Genomic DNA, 26,179 nt, shown 5'->3' with positions numbered 1-26,179 from the left:
GGCCGACGGCGATCCCAGTGCAGGAATGATTCCGTTGCGGGCCGCTGGGGTGAGCCACTGCTACGGCGTCTAGGTCCGTGCCGTGTTCCGGAAGAATTGGAGATGGCGCGCTCCTAGATGCGAAGGGGCTGCAACCTTCGCCAGGCCCCCTCCATCCTGCGGCGTGTTGGTGACAACGATGTCGGGACAGGCCGAAGATCCTAGGGAAGCGGAGATTTGTGCAGAGCCCAACTGGCTTGGCATTTTGGCGAGTGTCGAGACGGAAGCCCGGCAGTGCCCAATATGCTCCGCGCTTTCGCCAGCCCAGCCGCTGCGCTCGACAGCGCGATGTCGGCTTGAGATCGGGTTCTGCTCTCGACGCCTCGCTGTTAGTCCTCCCGTGCCTGGTCATAGGTTTCCGTCGCGGCTGCCAGCGCCTGCTCATGCGCCAAGGCCCAGGTACAGAGCGCCTCGAACGGCTCGCGAAGCGAGTGTCCTAGGGGCGTGATCGTGTATTCGACGCCGATCGGGCTGGTCGGCAGCACGGTACGCGTGACGAGTCCGTGCCGCTCAAGGCGTTTCAACGCGTCGGCGAGCGACTTGTGCGTGATGCCGTCCAGGCGGCGCTTGATCGCGTTGAAGCGCGCCGGCTGCGGGCACAGCACCGTCAGGATCATGATCGTCCATTTGTCCGCTATCTTGTCGAGCACGGGGCGGATGCGGGGTACGTCCATCATCGCCTTGCACGAAAGTGCCTCCAACTCGGTATTGCGCGCCATATCTAGGCTCCTTCAGGTGCGTTCTTGATAGCAGATATGCCTGGTATATCTGAATGCCCTTCTCCAACGGAAGGACGGAAGATGGCAAGCATGGAAAACAAGGTCGCGCTGGTGGTCGGCGGCGCGAAGGGAATCGGCCTCGCGATTGCGAAGGCCCTCGCCGCGCACGGCGCTTCGGTGATTCTTACCGGGCGGAAGCGGGACGAAGTTCTGGCGGCTGCGGAAGCGATCGGTCCGTCCGCGCACGGCATCGTGGCGGATGCTGCGTCCCAAGCCGATCTGGAGCGCGCGGTCTCCGAGTCGTTTCGCCATCATGGCCCTATCGACGCGCTCGTGCTCAACGCCGGCTTGTCCGAGCCGGCAACGATCGCCGAGGAAACTGCCGAGCACTTCGACCGGCATTTTGCGGTGAACGTGCGTGGCGCGCTGTTCGGCATCCAGGCGGCGTTGCCGGTACTGCGCGACGGGGCCTCCGTCGTAGTGATCGGGTCGATCGCCGACGTGATGGGGGTAACGCCGTTCAGCACCTATGCCGCCACCAAGGCCGCGCTACGCTCCTATGCGCGCAGCTGGGCGGCCGAACTGGCGCCGCGCGCCATCCGGGTCAATGTCGTCGCGCCAGGGCCTACCGACACGGACATGATGGCGGCGGTATCCGAGGAGATGCGGCAGGCGCTGATTGCCCCGATCCCGCTCGGCCGCATGGCCCGTGTGGACGAAGTCGCGGCGGCAGCGATATTCCTGCTCAGCGATGCCGCCAGCTTCACGACCGGCGCCGAGCTTTGTGTCGATGGCGGCATGCGGCAGGTATAACCGGGAAGGCGCCGGCGGCGGCGGGGTCGATCTGCGCGGTGGCGAAGACGAGGGCTCACACCGCCGACGTGCTCGACATTGCAGTACAAGCCCCTTTGCCGACACGTCCCGCGGCGACGGCGAGCTCGGCATGGAGCGCCTGCAGGTTGCGGCGGGCCGCATCCCGTACCGCCGGGCTTGCCTCCTCCCGTTTGCGGATGTGATCGGGAACGAAGACATCCAGGGGGGCTTTGGCGTCCCCGCGACTGGCAAGTCCGAGCGCGGCCCGGTCCGCGCTGCCTAGCGACATATCGAAATGCGGGGCAATCGCGGCGATCAGGGCGCCTGGCAGGCTGGCATAGTCGATCGCGAGGCCGTGCGGCGCAGCAAGTGCGCGGAGCGCGGCCGAATGATGGTTTGCAAGAATGCGGGCGCACAGTTCCTCGGGCCCAGGCTGATCGTCGCCGATATCGTACAGCCCGCTCGGGACCAGTGCCGGCACCGTCTGGTACCCGCGCATCCGCATTTGCGAGACGAGCACTTCGACGGGTTCTCGAAACAGATACACCCATGGCACGTGCGGCAGCGCCGCATGGATCAGCGGGAACGCCAGGATGTGCCAGCTGTCCAGTTTGATGAAGCATTGCCGCTCGCCGTTTCGCGCGCGGCCCAGCGCCGCTACCATCGCCCGCAGCAGCGCGCCGCCGCGTTCGCCGGCGAAGTCCGCCCGACACATGGCAAGTCGGAGCGCAGCATCCAACGGGCCGGGTTCGGACAAGGATACCGTCGCGGGCAGCGCGCCCAGCATTTGTGCGACCAACGTCGAGCCGCAGCGCGACATGTGATAGACGAGCCCGCGCACGGGGGCGGCTCCGTCGGATGGCGCGTTGTCGATAAAGGCATCGAGTGTCGTGACATGGCGGAAGACGCGATTGAACGGCCGCGTCAGCGCGCGGCGGACCGCGTCGTCGAAAAAGCTGTCCTGCAGCGGGTCGTCGCCGAAATAAGCCCAATCGACCAGAGGTCCGTCGTCGGTATCGAGAATCCGCACCGGCAGCCACGCGAGGGGCGGCCAGGCGGCACTCTGCGCGATCGGCGCGGCGCGGGCAGGGGGCACCAGCCCATCTCGTTCGAGGTGCAGCCCCAAATGATCTGCCGCCGCGCGAGCGCGTGCCGCGAACACGTCGGGGCGGTCGCAGGTCCCGAGATGCCGTTGCAACCCCGGGTCCGCCATCACTGCCATCTGAAAATCGTGCAACGCGTTGCGCATTTTTCTCCCCCGCCGCATGATCTCACCCGCCCGCGCTTTTGCAAGCAACCAGCGCGGGATCGGGGAGGGGATCGTCGCGTGGAAGAGGGCGTGCGCTACATCTATCCCGATCGGGTCCGCTTGCCGCTGACCGTCGATGCCGCGCGGCTCCGCGCCGATCTCGCGATACTCGAAGCCGAAGCCTGGACGCCCCATTTCGTGCCGCAAAATTATCGTGGCGACTGGGGTGTGTTGCCGCTCCGCGCGCCCGTCGGCGCCGAACATCCCATTCTGATGATCGCGGCGCAGCCCGACGCGCGGGACTTCGTCGATGCGCCACCCTTGCGTCGCGCACCCTATCTGCGCGCGGTGCTCGCGAAGTTCGATTGCGTGCTGCGGTCCGTTCGCCTGATGCGGCTCGGGCCCGGATCGACGATCCGCGAGCACCGCGATCTGGGGCTCTGTGCGGAGGCGGGGCTGGTGCGGTTGCATGTGCCCATCGTCACCAATTCCCGGGTGCGGTTCGAGGTCAATCGTCGTCCCGTGGTAATGGCGCCGGGGGAGGTCTGGTATCTCCGCCTGAGCGATCCGCACCGCGTCGACAATGCCGGCGCCGACGCGCGCATCCATCTGGTGATCGACGCGGAAATGAGCCCCTGGCTGGCAGCGCAACTAGGCGGATAAGGCTGAGGGCGCCTGCCACCACATTGGCTGGTGGAGCCCATCGCCTGCGTCGGACTCGCTGAAGCCGAGGCGTGCATAGAGGGCGTGGGCACGACGATTGTCGACGGCGACCGCCAGCCCGATGCCGCGTGCGCCGGCAGCGATTGCGCGTTGCTGGACCCAGGCGATCAGCCGCGAACCAATCCCGCGCTCTCGCCAAGCAGGTGCAAGCAGAATGTCGATGATGCGCCAGTCGAGGGTGCTGCGATCAAGATACAGGCGGCCGACCGGCACCTCATCCCGCAGCGCGACCCAGAAGTCGGCGCGCGGATATTGCCGGACGAAATGATCGTGTTGGAGACGAAACTGCGCGTCGAAAAACGCTCGCTTCTCTGCCTGCGGCCAAGGGGTAAACAACAGCTCGGGCATGCGGAGCTGGGCGTACAGACCGGCCAGCACAGGAAGATCTTCCGACGAGGCGGCGCGCAGCGCGATCTCGCAGCTTCGCAAGCCGCTGATATCGATCGCAGGCCTGCGGCCGCGAGGAAAAGGCCGGTAACGTGGTGGACGGGTGTTCAAGGCAGACCTTCGATGCGGGATTTCGGACCCTATGCTTCACACCGCCCATCGTTCAGGGCAAGATGGCGCTGCTCTAGCCAAAGAGCGGAAGAGGGGGAAATGCATATGCTTACACCGCAAGACTTCGAACCATGGGTAGGCCGCAAGGTGCGAGTGGCGACGCTTCCCGAGGCAGTGGAGATCACGTTGGAACGGATCGACCGGCGCAGTCCGATGCGCGGCTTCGATGTTCGTGAACCCTTCTCGCTGTTCTTCGAATCGCCGCTCGATGTCTATCTGATCGACGGCACCTATGATCTTGACTGCGGGAAGGGTGGGCCGCACTCGATCCTGCTGACGCAGTTGCTGCCTTCCGATCGTCGCGTGTACGAAGCGGTGTTCGCCTGACGGCAGCGGCCGGGGGTGGTTTCCCCTCGGCTGCTGCGCGACGAGCGTTAACGTGGGGATCAATTGCGTGCCGGAAAGATCCCCGTCAGCGCTATGTTGGTCTGCACGGCAAGATAGGGATTCATGATCGAGAAGGGGATGTTGTTCCCGGCGATCCCTACCTGGACCGACCCCTGCGGTGTGAAGTTGCCCCCGGTGATATTGACGCCGCCAAGGTTTACCGGGGTACCGGAGGTGCCTGCCGGAACGTAGATTTTGACCTGGCTCGGGCCGGCGTTGGCGCAATTCGCAAGTAGGGAGCCCTCGGCCGGAGCGTTGGTCTGGTTGGTTTGGCCGGAGAGCGCCTGCAGCGACCCCGTCGCGGTAGTCGGCCCGGCGATGCCGTTGAAGACGGCGGTGTGATTGTGCGCGGGCATGTTGGCGATCGTCAGGGTCTCCGTTTCGGTGCCCGCGATCTGGCCCCACACATAGGTCTGGCCGCTCGCCGTGCTCTGCCCCAGCCCGAGAAGCGACCGGCCCGCGGCGTTGGGCAAGGCGAATGTCGTCTGGCCGTTGCCGCCAAAGGTGGTGCCAATCAACGCGAACAGTGCCTGATTTTGGCTGATCGCGACGATCTGGCCGTTGCAGGACGACCAGCCTCGCGGCGCAAAATTAAAGCCAACCTGCATGATTTGACCAACAAATGGATCAGACAAGGCCTCACTCCCACCTATTGTGATAACGGTTGCACATCAAATTGTGATCGCATCGCCGTTAACAATTTAGATACGCGATCTTAACGATTCGCAAGCGCATTTTAGAGGCGCCGGTGACAGCGTTAAAGCATCGTTACCGCGTGTGATAGCCGCATATGTTGCGTGATGATATGGGCCCTTTATCTGCTGCAGTGCGCCATCTGCTCGCGCCCGACAAATGTCAGAGAACGAAATGCTTTCCGTCATAACGGGGAGTTTACCTTTTTGCCGTATGCAGTTGCCGATTACTAGATTTTATGTGACACAGTGCGCCGCCTGGGGAGGCGCTTGGGGGTTTTTTACATGGTTTGGGGCTTGGGGAAGGTGCGGTCCGCGTGTGCTCGGGTTGCAACTGGCGTCATCGGTAGAACAGGCGCGGACGGCGCCGTTCAGCAACGGCGCATCGGCGCACAGGCTCTCCGATCGACTCGATGGCAACTGCGCGTGGCGCTGGCCGGAGGGCTGTTTGTCTTCGCGCCTGCCCAGGCAATGGCGGCATCAGCGGGCTGCACTGCCATCAATAGTTTCAGCGGCACGTTCACGGTTGATTCGAGCGGGAACGGCACCGACAAGTTCACGGATCCGGGCACGCAGGTACTCGCGAACGGCGAGACGGTTAACTATTCCTGGTCTGGCAACACCAAGGGTGCGTACGTCTACGTCATCTATACGCAGAACGGCGGCACCACCGTCGCGCCGAACACGCTTCCGCAATCGACGGCGGTGAGCGGAAGCGGCTCGTTCACCTTCACCGGCACCATGTCCGGCGATTATCTGCAGATGGGCCTGTCGAACTACCCGCCCTATGATTCCAATCCCATCCCCAACCCGTCGGCCAATGGCAGCAGCGTCCAGATCACGGTCAGCTGTTCGGCGAGCACCACGCTTGGCGTGACGATGGCGCATAGCGGCAACGGCGTGCAGGGCGGATCGCTCGCCTACACGATCACGCCGACCATCGCCGGCGGCGCGACCAGCACCGCGACGCTCACCGCCGCCTTCACGCTGCCCAGCGGGATGACCTATGTCAGCGCTTCCGGCTCGGGCTGGATCTGCAGCGGGTCGGGCCAGTCGGGCTCGTGCACGCGCAACACCAGCTTTGCGGCAGGCTCCGGCCCGCCGATCACGCTGAACACCAGTTTCGCCAGCAACGCGTCGAGCCCGCTCGCACCATCGACGCAGTTGTCGGGCGGCGGCGCATCGAACACCGCCACGGCGTCCGATTCCACCACGGTCATCGCCACGCCCAGGATAACCGCGATCTCCCCCACGTCCGGGCCCAGCTCGGGCGGGACCAGCGTCACTATCACCGGTACGGGCCTGAGCGGCACCACCTCGGTGGTGTTCGGGGGAACGGCGGCATCCGGCTTCGCCATCAACAGCGGCACGCAGGTCACCGCGACGGCCCCGGCCGGCACCGGTACGGTCGACGTGCGCGTAACCACCGCCGGCGGCACCAGCGCGACCAGCGCGGCTGACCAGTTTACCTATGTGGCGGCACCGACCGCGTCGGCCTACACCGCTCCGGGCGTCGCCTATGGCGCAACCGGCGTGACCTTCAGCCTCGCCAGCCAGGTTACGAACAGCCCTACCAGCTTCGCGGTCGGATCGTCGACCACCGCCAATGGCGGTAGCGTCTCGATCAACAATGCGGGGCTGGTCACCTATTCGGCACCGCCCGGATATCGCGGCAACGACAGCTTCACCTACACGGCCAGCAACGGCGGCGGCACCTCGTCGCCCGCCACGGTGACGGTGCCGGTGGGCAACCCGACGCTGTCGTCCAGCCTGACGGGCAGCGGTACGCGCGGCATCGCGCTGAGCGGCGTGCAGATCACAACCACCGGCGGCACCGGGCCCTATGTCTGCAGCACCACGCTCGCTTCGGGCGCGCTTCCCGCCGGCACCCAGCTTAACAGCAACTGCACGGTCGCCGGTACGCCCGCCGCGAGCGGCGCGTTCGGCTTCACTGCAAATGTCACGGACAGCTCGATGCCCGCGGGATTCACGCAGACCACGGGAACGCTGACGCTCGTCATTGCCGCGCCGGGCGTGACCCTGTCGCCGTCAGCCGGCGCGCTGCCGAATGCGACTGCCGGCACGAGCTACTCGCAAAGCTTTAGCGCGGGCAGCGGCACGGCGCCCTACACCTACGCCGTCACGGCGGGCGCGCTCCCGTCGGGCCTGACGCTGTCGGGCAGCACGCTTTCGGGCGTACCGACCCAGACCGGCACTTTCAATTTCGCCGTGACCGCGACGGACAGCGCCACCGCGGGCAGCGGCGGCCCCTATTCGGTGTCGAAAAGCTATTCGATCACGGTGGTCGCGCCGACCGTCGTGGTTGGCCCGGCCAGCCTCGCGAACGGCACTGCCGGTGTCGCGTACAGCCAGTCGATCACGGCGAGCGGCGGCGTCGCGCCCTACACCTATGCGGTGACCGCGGGCGCGCTTCCCGCCGGGTTGACGCTTGCCAGCAACGGCACGCTTTCCGGCACGCCAAGCGCGGGTGGCTCCTTCAACTTCACGATCGCGGCGACGGATAGCGCAACCGGGACGGGTGCGCCGTTCACGGGCAATCGTGCCTATTCGTTGACGATCGCAGCACCGACGATCACGCTTGCACCGACTACGCTTCCGGCTGGAAGGGCAGGGCAGGCGTACAGCCAGACGCTGATCGCCTCGGGCGGTACCGGCCCCTATACGTTCGCCGTCACCGCCGGCGCACTGCCGCCGGGATGGACCTTGTCGTCGAGCGGCGTTCTGGCGGGCACTGCCACCGAATCCAATGTGTTCAACTTCACCATCACTGCTACCGACCAGTCGACTGGGGCCGGCGCTCCTTACAGCGGCAGCCGCTCCTATACGGCGACGGTTTCCAGCCCGTCCTTCACGCTCACTGCGCCTACCTTGGCGGGGGCGTACGGTGTGGCCTATACCGGCAACTTCGTCGCTGGCGGTGGCACTGCTCCCTATACCTATTACAGTTCGGCGGGGACGATCCCGCCAGGGCTGACCCTTGCGGCCAACGGCACCCTTTCGGGCACGCCCACCGCTGCGGGAACGTTCACCTTCACCGTCATTGCGCGGGATAGCACCACCGGTCCCGGTTCACCGTTCGCGGTCGGCAGCGGCTATAGCTTCACGGTCAGCCCTCCGGCCGCGCCGACGGCCGGGGCAGTCAATGCCACCGTTGCCTATAACGCATCGGCGACGTCGATCACGCTTGCGCTCTCGGGTGCATCCGCCACGAGCGTGGCGGTGGCATCGCCGCCCGCGCATGGCACGGCGACGGTAAACGGCCTGACGATCGACTATACGCCGACAGCCGGCTATTATGGTGCCGACAGCTTCACCTATACCGCGACCAATGCGGGGGGCACCTCGGCGCCCGCGACGGTGAGCATCACCGTCGCCACGCCCGCTGCGCCCGTCGCCGCCAATCGGAGCGGCGTGACGATCGCCTATGACAGCGCCGGCACCGCCATCGATCTCAGCAGCTCGATCACGGGAACGCACAGCAGCGTTGCCGTGGCGACCGCACCGGCCCACGGCACCACGAGCGTCGCGGGCGACGTGGTCACCTATACGCCTGCTGCCGGCTATTACGGCGCGGACAGCTTCACCTACACCGCCACCGGGCCTGGTGGGACCTCGGCCCCCGCAACCGTGACACTCTCCGTCGCGAACCCGTCCGCGCCGACGGTTGCCGGTCGCAGCGGCGTCGCGGTTCCGTATGGTAGCGGTGGCACGGCTGTCGATCTCAGCAGTTCGATCACGGGCGTCCACAGCAGCATTGCCGTGGCGACCGCACCTGCCCATGGCACGACGAGCGTCGCGGGCGATGTGGTCACGTATACGCCGGCTGCGGGCTATTACGGCGCGGACAGCTTCACGTACACCGCCACCGGTCCCGGCGGCACGTCCGCACCTGCAACGGTGACGCTGACCGTTGCCGCCCCGGCGGCACCGACGGTCACGGGTCGCAGCGGCGTCGCGGTGGCAAACGGCAGCACCGGGACGGCGATCGATCTCAGCAGTTCGATCAGCGGCGTGCACAGCAGCATCGCCGTGGCGACTGCGCCTGCGCACGGAACGACCAGCGTCGCGGGTGACGTGGTCACCTATACGCCGGCTGCGGGCTATTACGGCGCGGACAGCTTCACGTACACCGCCACCGGTCCCGGCGGCACGTCCGCACCTGCAACGGTGACGCTGACCGTTGCCGCCCCGGCGGCACCGACGGTCACGGGTCGCAGCGGCGTCGCGGTCGCAAACGGCAGCACCGGGACGGCGATCGATCTCAGCAGTTCGATCACCGGCGTGCACAGCAGCATCGCCGTGGCGACTGCGCCTGCGCACGGAACGACGAGCGTCGCGGGAGATGTGGTCACCTATACGCCGGCAGCGGGCTATTACGGCGCCGACAGCTTCACCTACACGGCCACCGGTCCGGGCGGCACGTCCGCACCGGCTACCGTAACGCTAACCGTCGCAGCCCCGCCCGCACCTGTTGCCGCCGATCGTAGCGGTGTTGCAGTTCCGTACGGGAGTGCCGGGACTGCGATCGACCTCAGCAGCGCCATCACCGGCGCGCATGGTAGCATCGCGGTCGCGACGGCACCTGCGCATGGGACGACCAGCGTGAGCGGAAACGTCGTCACCTATACGCCGGCTACCGGCTATTATGGGGCCGACAGCTTCACCTATACCGCGACGGGCCCGGGCGGCACCTCCGCCCCCGCCACGGTGGGCCTCGTGATTGCAACGCCGGCAGCCCCCACGGTCGTCGATCGGAGCGGCGTCGAGGTGCCGAACGCAAGCGCCGGCACTGCCATCGATCTCAGCAGTGCGATCGCGGGCGTGCACACCAGCATCGCCATCGGTACCGCGCCTTCGCACGGCACGGCGACCGTGGCGGGCAATGTCGTCACCTATGTGCCGGCCGCCGGCTATTACGGCGCGGACAGCTTTACCTACACCGCGACCGGTCCGGGCGGCACCTCGGCACCGGCAACGGTAAGCGTCACTGTGGCAGCGCCGGCACCGCCGACCGCGGCCAATCGCGGTGGCGTGGCGGTGGAGTATAACAGCACCGGCACGCCGATCGATCTCACGACGTCGGTATCCGGTGTCTATTCCAGCATCGCGGTCGCCAGCGCGCCAGCGCACGGCAGCACCAGCGTGTCGGGCAACGTGATCACCTACACCCCGGCGCGTGACTCCTTCGGTGCCGACAGCTTCACCTATACCGCCACCGGGCCGGGGGGCACCTCGACGCCCGCGACCGTGAGCCTGACGGTGGCGACGCCGCCCCCGCCTGCAGCGGAGCCGGCCAGCAGCACCGTTCCCGCAGCCACGGCGGTGCAACCCGGCAGCAACGCCGAGATCAACCTGTCCGAGCTCGTCAACGGCAACTTCACCTCGATCGAGATCCAGACACCGCCGTCGCACGGCACGCTGACGCTGCGGACGATCAGCGCGTCGCCGACCGGCGGGGTCCGCCCCCTCGCGGTGACCGCGGTGACGGCGGTCTACACGCCGAACCTGAACTATGTCGGCGCGGACAGCTTCAGCTTCGTCGCAGTCGGGCCGGGTGGCCGGTCGGCGCCCGCTGCGGTGACCATCCAGGTTGTCGGCGCCGCGCCACAGGCGATGCCGAAGACGGCGGAGACCGGCGATGGCCAGCGCGTGTCGGTCGACCTGACCGCCGGTGCGCTCAACGGACCGTTCACCGCCGCGGCAGTGGTCGGCATGACGCCGGCGGACGCGGCGGTGACCCAGGTGGTCGCCAGCGGCTCGGGCGCAAGCCAGGCCTATCGCCTCGACATCGTCCCGGCGGCGCGCTTCGGCGGCAAGATCGTCATCCAATATACCTTGAGCAACGCCGTGGGCACCTCCGCGCCGGCGACGGTCACGGTAACGGTGGCGGCGCGTCCCGATCCGACGCTCGATCCCAATGTTCGGGCGGTCAGCGACGCACAGGCGGAAGCTGCGCGACGCTTCGGGCGTGCACAGGTGGCGAACTTCATGCGCCGCACCGAGCAGCTGCATAATGGCGGCGGATCGAGCAAGCCGCAGATGGGCGTGAGCCTGGCCTCGCGCGACCAGCGCCAGATCGCGCGCGTGGACCCTGCCTTCGATGCATATGCCACGACGATCACCGAGCGGATGCGCATGTCGGGCGAGGATCCCGCGCTGGGGCCGATCGCCCGCCGCGGGGGCGCACCCTTCAGCGGCGGCGGCGTACCCAACACGTTGCCGGCCGGCGCGGCACGGCCGGTGAAGGCAGGTACTCCGATCGGTGCGGGTGCAGCGAACGGCGCCCCCGTCCTGGCCGCTGACGATGGCGATCATGGCGATGGCCAGCGTCGCAAGGGGTCCGTGGCGATCTGGAGCGGGGGTGCGATCGACATCGGCACGCAGGATGCGACGAGCGATCGGTCCAAGATCACGGCCACCACGTCGGGCCTCAGCACGGGTGCCGATATCAAGCTGGCCGAGGGCGTGCTTCTCGGCATCGGCGGGGGCTATAGCAACGACGTCAGCCGTATCGGCGGCAGCGCAGCGCGCGTCCGCAGCGAGAGCCGGTTGGTCGCGGCCTATGCCAGCGTGACACCCGTCGACGGTGCCTTCATCGACGGCATGGTGGGCTTCGGCGATCTGAGCTTCACCACGCGCCGGCAGGTCGGATCGACGAACGCCATCGCGCTCGGAAGCCGGGACGGCAACTTTACCCTCGGCGCGCTGGCGCTCGGGATCGATCGGGCGGGCGGGCCGCTGCGCTGGTCGCTCTACGCCCGGGGCGAGTTCCTCAAGGCGGATCTCGGCGGCTATGTCGAAAGCGGTGCCGGACGCATGGACCTGCGGTTCGACAGCCGTGACGTCCATTCGCTGACGGGCACGCTGGGTGCCCGGCTTGAAATGGAGCAGCGTTACGGTGCGCTGACGATGCTGCCGCGGGTCCGGTTCGAGTGGAACCACGAACTCCAGAATGCCGATGCGCAGCGGCTCGACTATGCCGATATCCCGGGCCAGTCGCTCTACAGCATCAGCACCTTGGGGTGGACGCGCAACCAGTACCAGCTCACCCTGGGCACGCGGATGCTGCTGCCGCGCAATTGGACGCTCGATTTCGAGGGCGGCTATCGCGGCGGCGGTCAGGAAATGGCGGGAACGCTCCGCATCTCGGTCGGGAAGGAGTTCTAAACCGCTGCGTCGCGTGCGGCTGCCGCTTTCCAAAGTGCCGCCAGAACGCCGGTTCGGCAGGCCCGCGATGACGCAAGTCTAAGGGCACGCTTGGGGGTATGACACCGATGCGGGCGCGCATCGGTGTCATACCCCCGGCAGTCGTCGCGGGTATCTCGCAGTTTCGGCTTCCGCGCTTTCCGTCACGGCCGACGGGATGCTGCACCCACGGATAGCCCTCGTGCGCGGCTGGGTCCGGCGCGACATTGTCGCCGCTTGGGGAGAAGTGCGAGATAGGGGGTGCGCCGCGGGCACCCCGGTCCCCTCGTCGTTGGAACGTCGCGCGGCGGGGACGGGTCGGCGATCGCTGCGGTGCTGCGCCGGATTCCTATTCGTAGCGCAACGCGCGCGCGGGCTCCGCCTGGGCGACGCGCCACGACTGGCCGAGTACGGTCAGCACCGCGATCGTCATCGCCAGCGTCGATGCCGCCAGGAAATACCAGGGCGTTAGTATGATCCGGTCGTCGAAGCCGGCGAGCCAGCGCTGTAACGCTAGCCAGGCCAGCGGCCAGGCGATCAGATTGGCGAGCAGCACCGGCCGCAGGAACTTGGCGACCAGCAAGTACAGCACGTCGCGCGACGCGGCGCCGAGTGCCTTGCGGATGCCGATCTCCTTGATCCGCCGCTCGGTATCGAAGGCGGCGAGGCCATAGAGGCCGATACAGCCGATCACGACGGCGAGACTGGTGCCGATCCCGACGAGCCGCATGCCCCGCGCGTCGTCGACGGTAAGGGCGGCGAGGCGTTGGTCGGCGGTGTCCCCGCGGAACGGCACCTGCGGGATCATCCGCCGCCAGCTGTCCCGCACCTTGTCGAGCATCGCGCGCGGCTCACCAGCCACGCGCAGGGTGCCGACATGCCCGTACACGACGGCTGGCGTGTAGATATAATAGGTCGCGATATCGGGTGTCCGCGGCGAGAAGAAGCGAAGCTCATCGATCACGCCAACGACGGTGCGGGGACGCGGATTGCCGACCGTCTTGCCGATCGCCGCTTGCGGGCTGCTGAAGCCGAGCGCTGCCACCGCGCGGCGATTGAGCACGATGTTGCGGCCCAGGTCCCAGCGCTTCCAATCGCTGGCATCGTCGGCGGCGTGCGCGTCGTCGAGCAGGCGCCCGGCGAGCAGCCGTGGCTGATAGGTGCGGAAAAAACCCTGGCCGACGCTGATCAGGCGCAGCATCGGACCGCCGCCTGGCTGGCCCGATCGGCCGGGTTGCTCTACGACATCGATAGTACTCGCGCCGTCTTCGCCCGGGGCGGCCGTCGCGGTACCAACGCCTTCCACCCCCGGCAGTCCGCGGATGGCGGTCAGAAAAGCGCGCGCTTGGTCCTGCCCGATCTTCGGATCGGCGAGCGAGGCGATGGTGATCAGCCCGTCGCGGCGAAATCCCAGATCGACTTCGCGCAGGTGGGCCATCTGCGCCCCCATCACCACCGTGCCGATCAGGAACGCGGTGGCGAGCCCGAACTGCAGCACCACCAACGCCTCCCGCAGCCGCCCGCCGACCGTCCCGCCGCCCGGACCCCGAGCCGAGGCCAGCACCGCTGCCGGCTGGAAGCGCGACAAGACAAGGGCAGGGTAGAAGCCCGACGCCAATCCGACGACGAGCGTTACCATCGCCAGCAGCGGCAGCGCCCATCGATAGTCGAGGGACAGCGCAGTGCCACCGGCCGCGTTGACCAGCGGCAACCCGATCTCGGCGAGCATCAGCGCCAGCAACGCGGCAATCGCGACGGTGACGATAGCTTCGCCCAACAATTGGCCGATCAACGCGGCGCGACTGGCGCCAAGGACCTTGCGCATCGCAACCTCGCGGGCGCGCAGACCCGCACGGGCAGTGGCGAGATTCACATAGTTGGCGATGCCGATCATCAGCGTCAGCAGCCCGATCGTGCCGAGGGTGGCCACCATCAAGGCCCGGCTGGCGCGTTCTGACCCCGTTGGCTTCAGGTGCGCGTCGGCGATCGGGACGAGAGGCAGGCTGAGCCATTTCGACGCGCCTGGACCAAAATCCTGTCGAGCCCGGCGGTCGATGAACGGCGGCAGCTTCGCGGTGAAGGCGCGCGCGCTTTCGGGCGTTTCGAAGCGAAGCCAGGTGGTGAGAGAGGCAGTTCCCCATTTATACCACATCCATTCGGACGGCGGCGGCGTCTTGGGTATCGGTACAAGGATGGCGAGGTGCAGGTCGCTGTTCGCCGGCAGATCCTCGAACACGCCGGCGATGCGATAATTGGCAGGCGCGTCGACGCTGACGGTGATCGTCTGCCCCATCGGATCGGCACTGCCGAAATAGCGCCGTGCCGCCGATCGGCTGAGCAGCGCAGCACTTGGATCGGCGAGGGCGCGCGCGCCGTCGCCCTGTACCATCGGCAGGGCGAACACCGCGAAGAAGCTGGGGTCAACCTGCGCGACGTCCTCCATGGTAGCCACGCCGCCGCGCAGCACCGCGCCGCCGCGCTGTCCGGTACCGCGCTCGCCGCCGCGGATACGCGTGCCGATCAGGCCGGGAAAGTCGTCCCGCATCTGCTCGAACAGTCCCGCCATCGTCGCGGGATAGGCACCGTTGAACGGGCTTCCGGGGAATTGGACGGCAGTATCCACGCGGTAGATACGGTCGTACCGCGGCACCCAGCGTTCGAAACCGGTCTCGAAGCGAACATATAGCGCAAGCATCAGGAAGGCGGCGATACCCACCGCCAGCCCGCCGACAGTCAGTGCGGTATAGCGCTTATGCCGCGTGAAGGACCGGTACAGGGTGAGCAAGGCGAGGCGATGCATCGAGCGGCTCCTTCATTCGTAGCGCAAGGCGCGCGCGGGCTCGGCGCGGGCGACGCGCCACGACTGGCCAAGGACGGTCACCACCGCGATCATCACCGCGAGCGCCGATGCCGCCAGGAAATACCAGGGTGTCAGCGTGATCCGGTCGTCGAAGCCGGCGAGCCAGCGCTGCATCGCCAGCCACGCCAGCGGCCAGGCGATCAGATTGGCGAGCAGCACCGGCCGCAAGAATTTGGCGAGCAGCAATTGCAGCACGTCGCGCGTCGAGGCGCCGAGCGCCTTGCGGATGCCGATCTCCCTGATCCGCCGCTCGGTATCGAACGCAGCGAGGCCGTACAGGCCGATACAGCCGATCAGCACCGCTAGCGCCGCGCCCGCGGTGAACAGTCGGGCGCGCTCGAGATCCGCGCGGATGTACGTTTCGTAGAGCTGCTGGTCGACGGTCTGCACCTTGAGCGGCACGGCAGGGGCGTGGCTGCGCCATGCCGTTTCGATCCGATCGAGCAGCGCGCGGGCATCGGCGCCGGAATAGCGCAGGCTTAGCACGGGCCCCGGAAGGCCGCTGGTCTGCAGTGCATAGGCCTGCGCTTCCACCGGCTGAATCGGTCCCATCAGGCGCAGGTCGTCAATCACGCCGATGATCGTCTGCCGTTCCTTCCCGCCGACCACGGCCTTGCCGATGGCAGCGGCAGGGCTCGCGAAGCCGAGCCGTGCCGCCGCGGTCCGGTTGATCAGGACGGCATGGACCCTGCCGCCGGCGGCATCGTCGCTCGCGAAGCGGCTGGGGTCGAACCAGCGCCCGGCGAGCAGCCGTGCGCCGTAGAGCTGAAAAAAGCCCGGACCGATGGCCGCCTGGATTATCGATACCTTGTTGCCGCCGCCACTCTCGCGCTGCATCTCCATGATGCCGAAACTCCCCCCGCCGGGCGCGATGGCGGACTGCGCGACCCCCGTGACGCCGGGCAGCGCACCGATCGCGGCTGCGATGTCATGGCGTTGGGCCGCATCGAGCCCGGGATCGCCGAAGGATGAAACCATCGCGAGGCCGTGCCGCTCGAAACCCAGGTCGGCGTTCTGGGTGTGGCGCACCTGGGCGAGCAGCACGCCGGTGCCGATCATCAGGGCGATGGCGATGGCGAATTGCAGCACCACCAGCGTGGCACGCAATATCCGGCCGCTGCGCCCGCCGCCGGTGGCGCCCGCGCTTGCGAGCACCGCGGCGGGGCGGAAGCGCGACAGGAGGAAGGCGGGATGTGCGCCGGCGATCAGCCCGACACCGACGATCAGCGCTGCCAGCGCTGGCAGGATTGTCCCGCTGCCCCAGTATCGGAGATGGAGATCGGTACCGCCGATCGCGTTGACCATCGGCAGCGCGAGCTCGACCAGCGCCAGTCCCAGCAGGGCGGCGAGTGCGGTGGTGGCGATCGATTCCGCCAGAAACTGGCCGATCAGCGCGTGCCGGGTGGCGCCGAGCGTCTTGCGCATCGCTACTTCGCGGGCGCGCAAGCCCGCGCGCGCGGTCGCCAGGTTCACATAATTGCCGATCGCGACCAGCAGCGCGAGCAGCCCGACCAGGCCCAGCGTCGCAACGACGATCCGGTCACGGGGTGCACGGAGATGCAGCGCACCGAGCGGGATCAAGCTGGTCGCGACGCGGATGCCGTTGGGCGCGCCGGCCAAGCTGGGGTCGGGGTGGCGCCGGTCGAACCCGGCGACCAGCTGCCGCACAGCGGGCGTTTCGGTCGGATCGATCCGCAGGAGGGTCTGAAGGCCTTGGCTCCCGTTGCCGAACAGTTCGGCATCGGCGGGCAGGCGGAGGAAGATGTCACCGGGTTGGGTCATCGCCTTGCTGAGCCGGACCACGGCGCCGATGCGCACCAGCCGCAATTTGCCGCCGAGCGTAAGTTTGAGGACCCGGCCGACCGCCGCGCTACCCGGTAAATAGGTGCGCGCCAGCCGCTCGGTGATGACCGCGACGTCGGGCGTCGCGAGTGCGACCGTCGGATTGCCGGCGACGACGGGGAAGGGGAAAAGCTGGAAGAAATTGCCGTCGACCTGACCGACAGTTATTTGGGTACTTCCAGTGCCCAATTGAAGCGCGGCCTCCCCCGGCAGCAGTCTCGTTCCGACGATCCCTGCGCGCTCGGCTTGCAACTGCGCCAGCATTTCCCGCCGAGAGGGGATGTTCACTTGGTTCGCGCCGGGGAATTGCAGCGTCCGCTCTACGATCCAAGTTCGGTCCCACCCGGGGACGTCGTGATCGAAGCTCGTCTCGTAGCGGACGAACAGATACAGGATCAGGAACACTGCGATTCCAAGCGCGAGCCCGCCAATATTGACGAGCGCGAACAGCTTGTGTCGGGTGAAAGAGCGGTAAAGGGCCAGCCAGGCAAGGCGGTGCATGGTGCGGATCCTATTCGTAGCGCAGCGCGCGGGCGGGCTCGGCGCGGGCGACGCGCCACGACTGGCCGATGACGGTGGCCACCGCGATCAGCACGGCGATGGCGGAGGCAAGCAGGAAGTAGAGCGGCGAAAGCCCGATCCGGTCGTCGAAGGTCGAGAGCCATCGCTGCATTGCCACCCAGGCCAGCGGCCAGGCGATCAGGTTGGCGAGCAGCACCGGCCGCAGGAACTTCGTTACTAGCAGCTGGAGCACGTCGCGGGTGGATGCACCCAGCGCCTTGCGGATGCCGATCTCCTTGATCCGCCGTGTCGTGTCGAACGCCGCCAGGCCATAGAGGCCGATACAACCGATCGCGATCGCCAGTACCGCGCCCATGGTGAACAGGCGGCCGCGGCGCGTGTCCTCCTCATAATAGGCCTTGTAGAGATTTTCCTCGATCGTGCGGCCGCGGAAGGGCTCTGTGGGCACGATGCGCTTCCATATCGCTTCGACGGCGTCGGCCATCTTTTGTGGATCGGCGCTGTAGCGAATTGTAATAAAGGCGTCGTTCAGCGGGCGGGTGTCCAGGCGGTAGAAGGTGCCGCTGATCGTTTGCCGCGGTCCGCGGAAGCGCAGATCGTCGACCACGCCGATGATCGTCATCGAGGCGTCGCCCTCGAGCGGTCTGCCGATTGCCGCCTGTGGACTGGCGAAGCCGAGCAGGCTGGCCGCCCGGCGATTGATCACCACGTTGAAGGGTGTGGTGCTGCCGTTGGCGCGCAGCGCGCGATCATCAGCCGGGCGTGCGCGGTCGAACAGGCGTCCCGCGACCAGCCGCGCACCGAACGTGTCGAAATAATGGTCGCCGATGCGCACGTCCATCAGCGAGGGCGCGCGGATGCCCTGCATGCCCGGCTGGTACATGGTCGAGAAATTGGTGACGTCCTGATCACCCGGTGCATTCTGCGCCATGGTGACGTTGCTCACGCCCGGCAGTGCCGCAAAGGCGCGCAGCAGCGCGGTTTTCTGCTCGGGCAGCACCGATCCGCTGTTGAGCGAGCGCACGACGTAAAGACCGTCGCGGCGGAAGCCGAGATCGGCGTCGCGGACATGCGCAGCCTGGGCGAGCATCACCGTGGTGCCGATCGCAAAGGCGATCGCGATCGAGAACTGGATGACGACCAGCCCGGCGCGGACCCGTGCGCCGGCACGGCCGCCCCCGGGCGCACGCGCGGCGGCGAGCACCGCCGCGGGGCGAAAGCCCGCCAGCACCGCCGCCGGGTACAGGCCCGCCACCGCGCCGACCACCAGCACCAGCGGCACAAGCAGCAGCAGCACGCTGTTGGCCCCCAGATAGTCGATCCGCAGCGCCATGCCGCCCAGCGTGTTGATCATCGGCAGCGCGATCTCGGCCAGAGCGAGTCCGATCAGCGCGGACAGGAGGACGGTCAGCATCGCCTCGGTCAGGAACTGGCGGGTCAGGGCGTGGCGGGTGCCGCCGAGCACCTTGCGCACCGCCACCTCCCGCGCGCGGAGGCCGGCGCGTGCGGTGGCGAGGTTGATATAGTTCACGATCGCGATCAGCAGGGTCAGCACCCCCACCGCGCCCAACGTGGTGACGACGGCGCGATCGGATGACGCGTAGAGATGGTTGTCGACCAACGGGCGCAGGCTCTGCTCCCATTGGCCCTTTTTGAGGTTGTCGCCGAACACGCGGCGCTCCGCGAAGCGCGCCAGCTCGCCCTCGAACTGATGGGCGGCGGCACGATCGGGGAAGCGCAGCAGCGTCACCAGCGAAGTGCTGCCCCAATGGTCGAACCATTCCGTGGCGAAGCGCGCCGGCACCAGCGGTACGAATAGCTCGGACGTGTAGCTCATGTCCTTGCGCATGTCGGCGATCACCGCGCCCACGCGGTAGGTATAGGGCGTGCCGTTGGCGACGACGGTGAGAGTTCGGCCGATCGGCGATTGCTGCCCGAAATAGCTGGTTGCCGCGCGCTGGGTAATCACGATGCCGTCGGGGTCGGCCAGGGTGCGGGTCGGGTCCCCCGCCACGACGGGCAGGTGCAGCAGCTGGAAGAAATTGGGGTCGACCGCGGCCAGCGCTTCGCGCGTGTTCACCGCGCCTTGCCGCACCGTTGCATCCATCGCCGCGATCCGCGTCCCCTGCAGCTGCGGATAATCCGCGCGCAACTGGAGCAGCTCATTGCCCATGGTGTTGGGGTTCGGCGTCTCCGGATACCCCGGCATGTGGTAATGTTCCTGGATGATATACAGCTGGTCCGCGCCGGGGATCCATCGATCGAAGCCGGTCTCGAACCGCACGAAAAGGCTCAGCACCAGAAACACCGCGATACCAAGCGCGAGCCCGCCGATGTTGAGCGCGGCGAACAATTTGTGCCGGGTCAGCGAGCGGTAGAAGCTGGTCAGCGCGGAGGTCATGGCGTCACTCCCGGTTCGCGGGTGGCGGAGAGGTGGCGGAGCAGGGCGACGGCTAGGAGCATCAGCACTAGCACCGTCAGCGCGCGGTCGAGCTTCACGCCGCCCGCCGCACCGCGGAAAGGATCCGCCCGTCGAGCATGTGCACCGTCCGCTCGGCGATATCGGCATGGGCCGGCGAGTGGGTGACCATCACGATCGTCGCGCCATCCGCGTTCAGCCGGGTGAGAATGTCCATCACCTGCGCGCCGTTCTCGGTATCGAGATTGCCGGTCGGCTCGTCGGCGAGGATCAGCCTGGGCTCGCTGACGATCGCACGGGCGATCGCGGCGCGCTGCTGCTGGCCGCCCGAGAGCTGGTGCGGATGGTGGTTGCGGCGATGCGCGATGCCGACCCGGTCCATCGCGGCATCGACCCGCTCGCGCTTCTCGCGCGCCGGCATCGAGCGATAGGCGAGCGCCAGCGCGACATTCTCGGCGATGGTCAGCTCGTCGATCAGGTTGAAGCTCTGGAACACGAAGCCCAGCCGGTCGCGGCGGAGCCGGGCCAACTGGGCCTCGGGCACCTTGGCGATGTCCTCGCCCTCGAACAGATAGGCGCCGCTGGTCGGCCGGTCGATCGTGCCGAGGATGTTGAGCAGCGTCGACTTGCCGCAGCCCGAAGGGCCCATGATCGCGAGGAACTCGCCCGCCTGCACGGTCAGGTCGATCTCGGCGAGCGCCGTCGTCTCGACTTCGTCGGAGCGATAGGCGCGGTGGATGGCGTTGAGCTGGATCATGGCGGGCTCCTAGTGGATGAGCAGGGTCTGGTAGGCGGCGTAGGTGCCGAGCGGCGTGGTGACGATGCGGTCGCCGGGCGCGAGGCCGCTGGTCACTTCGACCTGGTCGGGGTTGCGGCGACCGGTGGTGATCGCCCGGCGCTCGGCGCGGCTGTCGTTGGTCAGCACGAAGGCGGTTGTGCCGCCCGCGTCGAGCCAGCCACCCGAGGGCGCGACCACCGCGGGGCGATCGGCGCCGAGGGTGAGGCGCACGTCGAGAGTCTGGCCGCGGTTCAGCACGGCGAGCGCGGCGCCCTTGAAGCCGAGCTCGACACGAAATCGCCCTTCGGTGACTTGCGGCAGGACCTTGATTACGGTGAGCGGCAGGCTGCGCCCGTCGACATCGGCGACTGCGCTGAGCCCCGTATGGACGCGACCGAGATAGAATTGGTCGACATCGGCGGTGAGCTTCCAGGCGCGTTCGGAATCGACCTGGCCGACCGCGTCGCCGGGCTTGATCATCTGGCCGGGCTGGAGGGTGAAGGCGGTCAACCGTCCGGCGACCGGCGCGCGCACCACCAGCGCGGCAAGGCCTGCGCGGGTCATCGCCAGGCTCTCGCGCAGTTCGCCAGCGGTGGCGTCGACGCCCGTCGACTGGTCGGCGAGCATCTTGCCCGCTTCGGCTGCGCTGCGGGTGAGGGCGGTCAGGCGGGCGCGCTGGTACGCCACTTCCTCGCGCAGCGGGGTGACGGCGGCGGCGGTGACGATCTGCTTGTCGTACAGGATCTGCTTCTGCCGGAGCAGCGCCTCGGCCTTGGCGAGTTCGTTGCGGGCGGAGGCGATGTCGCGCTCGGTCTGCTCGCGGCTCTGCTGGATCGACAGGCGCTGGCCGCTGATCGAGCTCAGCTGTCCGGCGATGTTGGCCGAGCGGCTGGCAACGTCGAGCGCCAGCGTGGTGTTGGCGAGCCGGGCGAGCGGGGCACCCGCGGCGACCGACTGGCCGTCGCTGGCGATCAGCGCCTCGACCTGGCCGCCGCTGATCGCGGTGACGTACACGGTCTGGAGCGGGGCGACTTGCGCGCGCAGCGGTACGTAATCGGCGAAAGCGGCGCGGGTAACCGGGGCGATGCGGATCGTCGCGGCGTCGACGGCAAGGCTGCCCGAGCTGGGCAGGAACCACCACAGCGCGGCCGCGGCGGCAACCACGGCGATGCCGAGGGCGATGCGTATGGCGAGCTTGCGGCGGCGCGCATGCGGGCGCTCGATCCGCCGGTCCATCGCGGCGCCATTGGTATGAAGAGGCGTAACGTCCATGCCGGACAGTGTACGGCACACCAACGTTCGGGCCTAAAGCGCTGACATTACTAAGCAATGTAGAAGGGGCTGGCGCCCGGAGCGTACAGTGTCCAAGCTAGTGTCCGATTCCGAACACTCAACCGGAGCGGTCAAGCCAGTGCCCACCGAATCGCCGAGCATCCTGGTGATCGACGACGATCCCGACATCGTCCGCGCCGCGACGCTGCTGCTCGAACGGAACGGCATGCGCGTGCTCGGCGCGCCCGATCCCGACGCCGCGTGGGTGCGGCTGGCCGAGGGGCCGGTCGACGCGATCTTGCTCGATCTGAATTTCGCCCGCGGGCGCACTTCCGGGGAGGAGGGCTTCCGCATGCTCGACCGGCTGATCGCGGCCGATCGCAATGCCGTGGTGGTCGTGGTCACCGGCCATAGCGGCATCGCGGTGGCGGTGCAGGCGATGCGCGGCGGGGCGAGCGACTTCGTGATCAAGCCATGGAGCAACGAGCGGCTGGTCGCTACCGTCGAGCGCGCGGTGGCGCTGCGCCGGGCGAAGCTGGCCGCCGCCCCGGCGCCGAGCGGCGAGGAGGCGCTGCTGCTGCTCGGCGAGGCGCCCGCGATCGAGGCGGCCCGCGGGCTGATCGCGCGGGTGGGGCCGACCGACGCCGCGGTGCTGCTCACCGGCCCGGCGGGAAGCGGGAAGACGCTGGCGGCGCACCTGCTCCACCGCGCCTCGGCGCGTGCCGAGCGACCGCTGGTGACGCTGGATGCAGCGGTGGCGGATCTGGCGACGATCGAGGCGCGGGTGATGGCGGCCGAGGGCGGAACGCTGCTGATCGAGGCGGTGGACCTGCTCGCGCCTACATTGCAGCCCGAGCTGGCGCGGCGGCTGGGCGGACTGCGTGTGCTGTCCACCAGCCGACGCGATCGCGCCGGCACCCGAGCGGCGCTCGGCGACGACCTGCGGTTCCGGCTCAATACGGTGGAGATCGACCTGCCGCCGCTGGCCGAGCGGGGCGGGGATGCGCTGCTGCTCGCGCGGCATTTCTGCGCCCTGTATGCCGGGCGCTATGCCCAGCCTCCACGCCCGCTGACCGACGAGGCGGCGCGGGCGGTCGCTGCCGATACCTGGCCCGATGGCGTTCACGGACTGCGCCAGGCGATCGAGCGCGCGGTGCTGCTGGGCGGCGGCGCGGCGATCGATGTCGCCGCGCTGGGACTTAGCCTGCCCGAGGACACGCTGGAGCCGCGCGCGATCAAGGCGGACCTCAACCTTGGGCGCAGCGAGGCGGCGCTGGTGGCGGCGGCGCTCAAGCGGCACGCGTTCAACGTCAGCCGCGCGGCGGCGGAGCTGGGCCTGACGCGCGCGGCGCTTTATCGGCGGATGGCGAAATATGGGCTCTAGGGGCTGGGCGGCGCTGCTGCGCGGCATGTTGCTGCTGCTGGCCGGTGGCGCGTTTGCGGCGGCGTGGAGCGCGGGGCTCTATGCCAGCGCGCTGGTGTCGGCGCTGGCGGGCTTGTGGGCGCTGGTGACCGGGATCGCCGAGGCGCAGCGGCCCAAGCTGGTACCGGTAGCCGCGCCGATGCCGGCACCCGACCCCGCCCATCGCGAGCGGCGGCTGACCGCGCTGCTCGACCTGTCGCCCGCGCCAATCGTCACGCTGGACGATGAAGGCCGGCTCCACGCGATCAACCGCGCCGCGCGCCGGCTGTTCGGCGCCGCCGATCTGATCCCCGATGCGCCCGCGCTGCTGGTCGAGGCGATCGGCAGCCCGGGCGGCATGTCGTCCACCGTGGCGATCGGCGGTCGCAGCTTTGCGCTCACCACCAGCGACTTCGCGCTGGGCGGCACACAGAGCCGCCTGGCAGCGCTGATCGACATCGATGCCGAGCTGAAGGCGGCAGAGGCAGCGACTTTGCGCGACCTGGTGCAGGTGCTGAGCCACGAGATCGTCAATGCGTTGACACCGATCGCCTCGCTCAGCCGCACGGCGGCGGACATGCTGGAGGAGGACGCCCCTGCATTGCCGGCGCTGCGCGACGCGGTGGGCACGGTGGCGCGGCGTGCCGCGGGGCTCCAGCGCTTCGGCGAGGCCTATCGCTCGCTTGCTCGGCTGCCGGCGCCGGCCTTCGCCGCGACCGATTTGCGCGAGATCGCGACCGATCTCGCCCGCCTCTTTGCCACCCGCTGGCCGAACCTGCCGCTGGTGTTTGCGGACGGTCCGCCGGTGCGGCTTGACGGGGATGCGGATCAGCTGAGCGCAGCGCTGTGGGCGCTGCTGCAGAATGCCGCGGAGGCGGCCTTGGGGCAAGCCGAGGGGCGGGTGGGGCTGACGCTACGGCACGATACCGAGACCGCCGGCTGGCAGGTGTGGGACAACGGCCCCGGCGTCGCGGCAGCCGATCGAGCGGCGATCTTCCGTCCGTTCTTCACGACCAAGCTGCAGGGGACGGGCGTGGGGCTTGCGCTTGCCCGACAGATTCTCCGCGCGCATGGCGGCGATCTGGTGCTGGCAGAAAGCGCGGAAGGCGCGGAAGGCGCGTGGTTCGAGGCGATGTTGCCGATCGTCACCCGCGGGTGAGGCTGCCCTGCCGCCGGGGCGGCGCTGGGAAATAGTCAGCCGATCGGGGTTGCGTCGAGGGCGATACGGGACGTTTCTGCATGGCCCGCACGAGGAGAGCCCTGTGCATTGAGCAGAGCATTCGACATGTCCATCGCTCATCTATCCGATCGCGCGATGCGCACTTGATGGATCTCGACATCGTTCCCTAAATGTTCCATATAATCCCGGCGTTGTTTCGGTCGTGGAACGAAATGCTGCGAGAGCGGAACGAGGTGTAAGCGCATTTTCCATTTGGTTGCGATCGGGAAAATGGCCGCTGGAGGCTGCGCAGCCGGATGAAATCGAAGTCAAATTCAATCCTTGGCATGATCCGGCGGATGGCAGATTCATCTTTGCCGGGGCCGGACGGGTCCATGGTGGCGCCGGCGCCGGTCCGCCCCGGGGTGCGACGAATCGACCTGCTGCCCCGCAGTCGCGGCGCACTTCGTCTCATGCACCGCGCAATCCGGTCACCGAATTTGCCGCCGGCGTGGGGGAGGGGCTGTATGGTGTCGCGGCAGACACCGTGTCCGGCGCTCGGGATGTGCTGACGACCAACCCGGTAACTACCGTCCGCCGGGCCGGTCGCTCGATCGCGCAAGCGATCGATACTGCGCTCGTGGCGGAAGACGTGCCGGCGCGCATCCCGTTGTCCCGCGCAGCGCAAGCGATTGCGACTGCCTCGCCGCGCGACATCGGCCGCGTCACCGGATCGGTTGCGGGCAATGTCGCGCTGTCGGTTGCGCCGGGGGCGGGGCTTGCGAAAGTATCGACCCTGCGCCGGCTACGCATGGCGCGCCCGCGCCCGGATTTCAGGCCGCCGGAGATCGGCTGGGCCAAGGAGACGCTGAAAAGAAATACCGTCTGGGCAGCCTATAACGATGCTGCGTCCGGCGCTCGGCCAGGCTTTGCGCCTACCCTGATGCGAACCCTGCCGGATGGCTCAAAGCGCGCGGCGAAGTTTGACGGGATACGCGGGGATTATGTGATCGATCGCAAATGGCGGATCGTCACGGCACCCCGTACCGGTCAACAAGTGCTGCGGCAGTCCCAGGTTCTTGCCGAGCATCGGCTGATCGGCATCTGGGAAGTCCCCACGGAAAAGCAGCGGTTGAAGGCTGTGAAGTTTCTGAAGAAAATGAACGTCACCAACATCAATATATGGGTGGAAAAACCATGATTGCTGCACAAGTTGCCCGCATTGTCGCGCGCGTCGTCGTCTTTACGGAGAGCCTGGAGGAGGATGATTTGAACCCGGACGCGGCAGTCGAGTTGCAGGAGCAACTGGCCGGGGATGTCCAGGCGCTTGAGCCCGCATTTTTGCGTCAGGTGGTGGACGCGTTTCCCATCATTGCCGCTGAATATCTGGAGGAAGAAACGCAGGATCTGATTCGCGCCATTCCCAAGGATTTCGGCCTCGAGGAGGCGCTTGCCGACGACGATGCGGACTAGTCGCACACGTTCCCCGGAGCGGCGCCCGGCGCGGCATGTGGCCGCCGCCGGGCGGATCCCTGCCGG

17 protein-coding genes are annotated in these 26,179 nt (G+C 67.8%); 8 read left to right on the top strand and 9 right to left on the bottom strand.

Features of this window, described 5'->3' with window-relative positions; translation table 11 throughout:
* Window positions 1–368: 368 nt before the first annotated feature.
* On the bottom strand, window positions 369–758 hold the full coding sequence (locus RT655_RS04985) for a helix-turn-helix domain-containing protein (protein ID WP_313535291.1): 390 nt from the start codon (window positions 756–758) through the stop codon (window positions 369–371).
* A gap of 81 nt (window positions 759–839) precedes the next feature.
* Here RT655_RS04985 and RT655_RS04980 point away from each other — a divergent pair, with 81 nt between their 5' ends.
* The gene (locus RT655_RS04980) at window positions 840–1,571 is read left to right on the top strand and encodes an SDR family oxidoreductase (protein WP_313535290.1); all 732 of its coding nucleotides are present in this window, start codon (window positions 840–842) and stop codon (window positions 1,569–1,571) included.
* A gap of 55 nt (window positions 1,572–1,626) precedes the next feature.
* Here RT655_RS04980 and RT655_RS04975 read toward each other — a convergent pair whose 3' ends face one another.
* Window positions 1,627–2,820, bottom strand: coding sequence for a hypothetical protein (locus tag RT655_RS04975; protein ID WP_313535289.1), 1,194 nt, complete (start codon window positions 2,818–2,820; stop codon window positions 1,627–1,629).
* A gap of 90 nt (window positions 2,821–2,910) precedes the next feature.
* Between RT655_RS04975 and RT655_RS04970 the strand changes: the two genes are divergently transcribed.
* The gene (locus RT655_RS04970) at window positions 2,911–3,483 is read left to right on the top strand and encodes an aspartyl/asparaginyl beta-hydroxylase domain-containing protein (RefSeq protein WP_313535288.1); all 573 of its coding nucleotides are present in this window, start codon (window positions 2,911–2,913) and stop codon (window positions 3,481–3,483) included.
* Here the strand turns inward: RT655_RS04970 and RT655_RS04965 are convergent.
* Window positions 3,472–3,972, bottom strand: coding sequence for a GNAT family N-acetyltransferase (locus RT655_RS04965; protein ID WP_313535287.1), 501 nt, complete (start codon window positions 3,970–3,972; stop codon window positions 3,472–3,474). The two genes, RT655_RS04970 and RT655_RS04965, sit on opposite strands and share 12 nt — an antisense overlap.
* A gap of 174 nt (window positions 3,973–4,146) precedes the next feature.
* On the opposite strand from RT655_RS04965, the gene RT655_RS04960 reads away from it, so the two are divergent.
* Window positions 4,147–4,428 carry a DUF6916 family protein gene (locus RT655_RS04960; RefSeq protein WP_313535286.1) on the top strand — a complete coding sequence of 94 codons (282 nt, stop codon included), beginning with the start codon at window positions 4,147–4,149 and terminating at the stop codon, window positions 4,426–4,428.
* A gap of 59 nt (window positions 4,429–4,487) precedes the next feature.
* Here the strand turns inward: RT655_RS04960 and RT655_RS04955 are convergent, their stop codons facing one another.
* The gene (locus RT655_RS04955; RefSeq protein WP_313535285.1) at window positions 4,488–5,123 is read right to left on the bottom strand and encodes a phage tail protein; all 636 of its coding nucleotides are present in this window, start codon (window positions 5,121–5,123) and stop codon (window positions 4,488–4,490) included.
* Between the two features lie 483 nt (window positions 5,124–5,606).
* On the opposite strand from RT655_RS04955, the gene RT655_RS04950 reads away from it, so the two are divergent.
* The gene (locus RT655_RS04950) at window positions 5,607–12,368 is read left to right on the top strand and encodes an Ig-like domain-containing protein (RefSeq protein WP_313535284.1); all 6,762 of its coding nucleotides are present in this window, start codon (window positions 5,607–5,609) and stop codon (window positions 12,366–12,368) included.
* Window positions 12,369–12,735: 367 nt separating this feature from the next.
* On the opposite strand, the gene RT655_RS04945 is transcribed toward RT655_RS04950, so the two are convergent.
* The 5 genes from RT655_RS04945 to RT655_RS04925 form a co-directional block, all read right to left on the bottom strand.
* Window positions 12,736–15,186: an ABC transporter permease gene (locus tag RT655_RS04945; protein ID WP_313535283.1), complete on the bottom strand. Its 2,451-nt coding sequence runs from the start codon at window positions 15,184–15,186 to the stop codon at window positions 12,736–12,738.
* Window positions 15,187–15,198: 12 nt separating this feature from the next.
* Entirely contained in the window at window positions 15,199–17,589 is a 2,391-nt protein-coding gene (locus tag RT655_RS04940) for an ABC transporter permease (protein ID WP_313535282.1), read from the bottom strand.
* A gap of 10 nt (window positions 17,590–17,599) precedes the next feature.
* Window positions 17,600–20,011, bottom strand: a complete 2,412-nt coding sequence (locus RT655_RS04935; protein WP_313535281.1) for an ABC transporter permease — start codon at window positions 20,009–20,011, stop codon at window positions 17,600–17,602.
* Between the two features lie 94 nt (window positions 20,012–20,105).
* The gene (locus RT655_RS04930) at window positions 20,106–20,786 is read right to left on the bottom strand and encodes an ABC transporter ATP-binding protein (protein ID WP_313535280.1); all 681 of its coding nucleotides are present in this window, start codon (window positions 20,784–20,786) and stop codon (window positions 20,106–20,108) included.
* A gap of 9 nt (window positions 20,787–20,795) precedes the next feature.
* Complete coding sequence (locus tag RT655_RS04925) at window positions 20,796–22,079, bottom strand: HlyD family efflux transporter periplasmic adaptor subunit (RefSeq protein WP_313535279.1); 1,284 nt, start codon at window positions 22,077–22,079, stop codon at window positions 20,796–20,798.
* Between the two features lie 139 nt (window positions 22,080–22,218).
* Between RT655_RS04925 and RT655_RS04920 the strand changes: the two genes are divergently transcribed.
* From RT655_RS04920 to RT655_RS04905, 4 genes are all read left to right on the top strand, one after another.
* Complete coding sequence (locus RT655_RS04920) at window positions 22,219–23,463, top strand: sigma-54-dependent transcriptional regulator (RefSeq protein ID WP_313535278.1); 1,245 nt, start codon at window positions 22,219–22,221, stop codon at window positions 23,461–23,463.
* Complete coding sequence (locus RT655_RS04915; RefSeq protein WP_313535277.1) at window positions 23,453–24,640, top strand: ATP-binding protein; 1,188 nt, start codon at window positions 23,453–23,455, stop codon at window positions 24,638–24,640. Before RT655_RS04920 ends, RT655_RS04915 begins: the two co-directional genes overlap by 11 nt.
* A gap of 223 nt (window positions 24,641–24,863) precedes the next feature.
* Window positions 24,864–25,841, top strand: a complete 978-nt coding sequence (locus RT655_RS04910) for a hypothetical protein (protein ID WP_313535276.1) — start codon at window positions 24,864–24,866, stop codon at window positions 25,839–25,841.
* Window positions 25,838–26,113: a hypothetical protein gene (locus RT655_RS04905; protein WP_313535275.1), complete on the top strand. Its 276-nt coding sequence runs from the start codon at window positions 25,838–25,840 to the stop codon at window positions 26,111–26,113. Before RT655_RS04910 ends, RT655_RS04905 begins: the two co-directional genes overlap by 4 nt.
* Window positions 26,114–26,179: the final 66 nt, after the last annotated feature.

The sequence above is a fragment of the Sphingomonas sp. genome, assembly GCF_032114135.1.
Classification (GTDB): Bacteria; Pseudomonadota; Alphaproteobacteria; order Sphingomonadales; family Sphingomonadaceae; genus Sphingomonas.
This window is presented reverse-complemented; position numbering and strand designations above follow the sequence as displayed.

Coding starts and splice junctions, on each gene's coding strand:
- RT655_RS04985 (WP_313535291.1), bottom strand. CDS start 758: ATGGCGCGCAATACCGAGTTGGAGGCACTTTCGTGCAAGGCGATGATG.
- RT655_RS04980 (WP_313535290.1), top strand. CDS start 840: ATGGCAAGCATGGAAAACAAGGTCGCGCTGGTGGTCGGCGGCGCGAAG.
- RT655_RS04975 (WP_313535289.1), bottom strand. CDS start 2,820: ATGCGCAACGCGTTGCACGATTTTCAGATGGCAGTGATGGCGGACCCG.
- RT655_RS04960 (WP_313535286.1), top strand. CDS start 4,147: ATGCTTACACCGCAAGACTTCGAACCATGGGTAGGCCGCAAGGTGCGA.
- RT655_RS04945 (WP_313535283.1), bottom strand. CDS start 15,186: ATGCATCGCCTCGCCTTGCTCACCCTGTACCGGTCCTTCACGCGGCAT.
- RT655_RS04940 (WP_313535282.1), bottom strand. CDS start 17,589: ATGCACCGCCTTGCCTGGCTGGCCCTTTACCGCTCTTTCACCCGACAC.
- RT655_RS04935 (WP_313535281.1), bottom strand. CDS start 20,011: ATGACCTCCGCGCTGACCAGCTTCTACCGCTCGCTGACCCGGCACAAA.
- RT655_RS04930 (WP_313535280.1), bottom strand. CDS start 20,786: ATGATCCAGCTCAACGCCATCCACCGCGCCTATCGCTCCGACGAAGTC.
- RT655_RS04925 (WP_313535279.1), bottom strand. CDS start 22,079: ATGGACGTTACGCCTCTTCATACCAATGGCGCCGCGATGGACCGGCGG.
- RT655_RS04915 (WP_313535277.1), top strand. CDS start 23,453: ATGGGCTCTAGGGGCTGGGCGGCGCTGCTGCGCGGCATGTTGCTGCTG.
- RT655_RS04905 (WP_313535275.1), top strand. CDS start 25,838: ATGATTGCTGCACAAGTTGCCCGCATTGTCGCGCGCGTCGTCGTCTTT.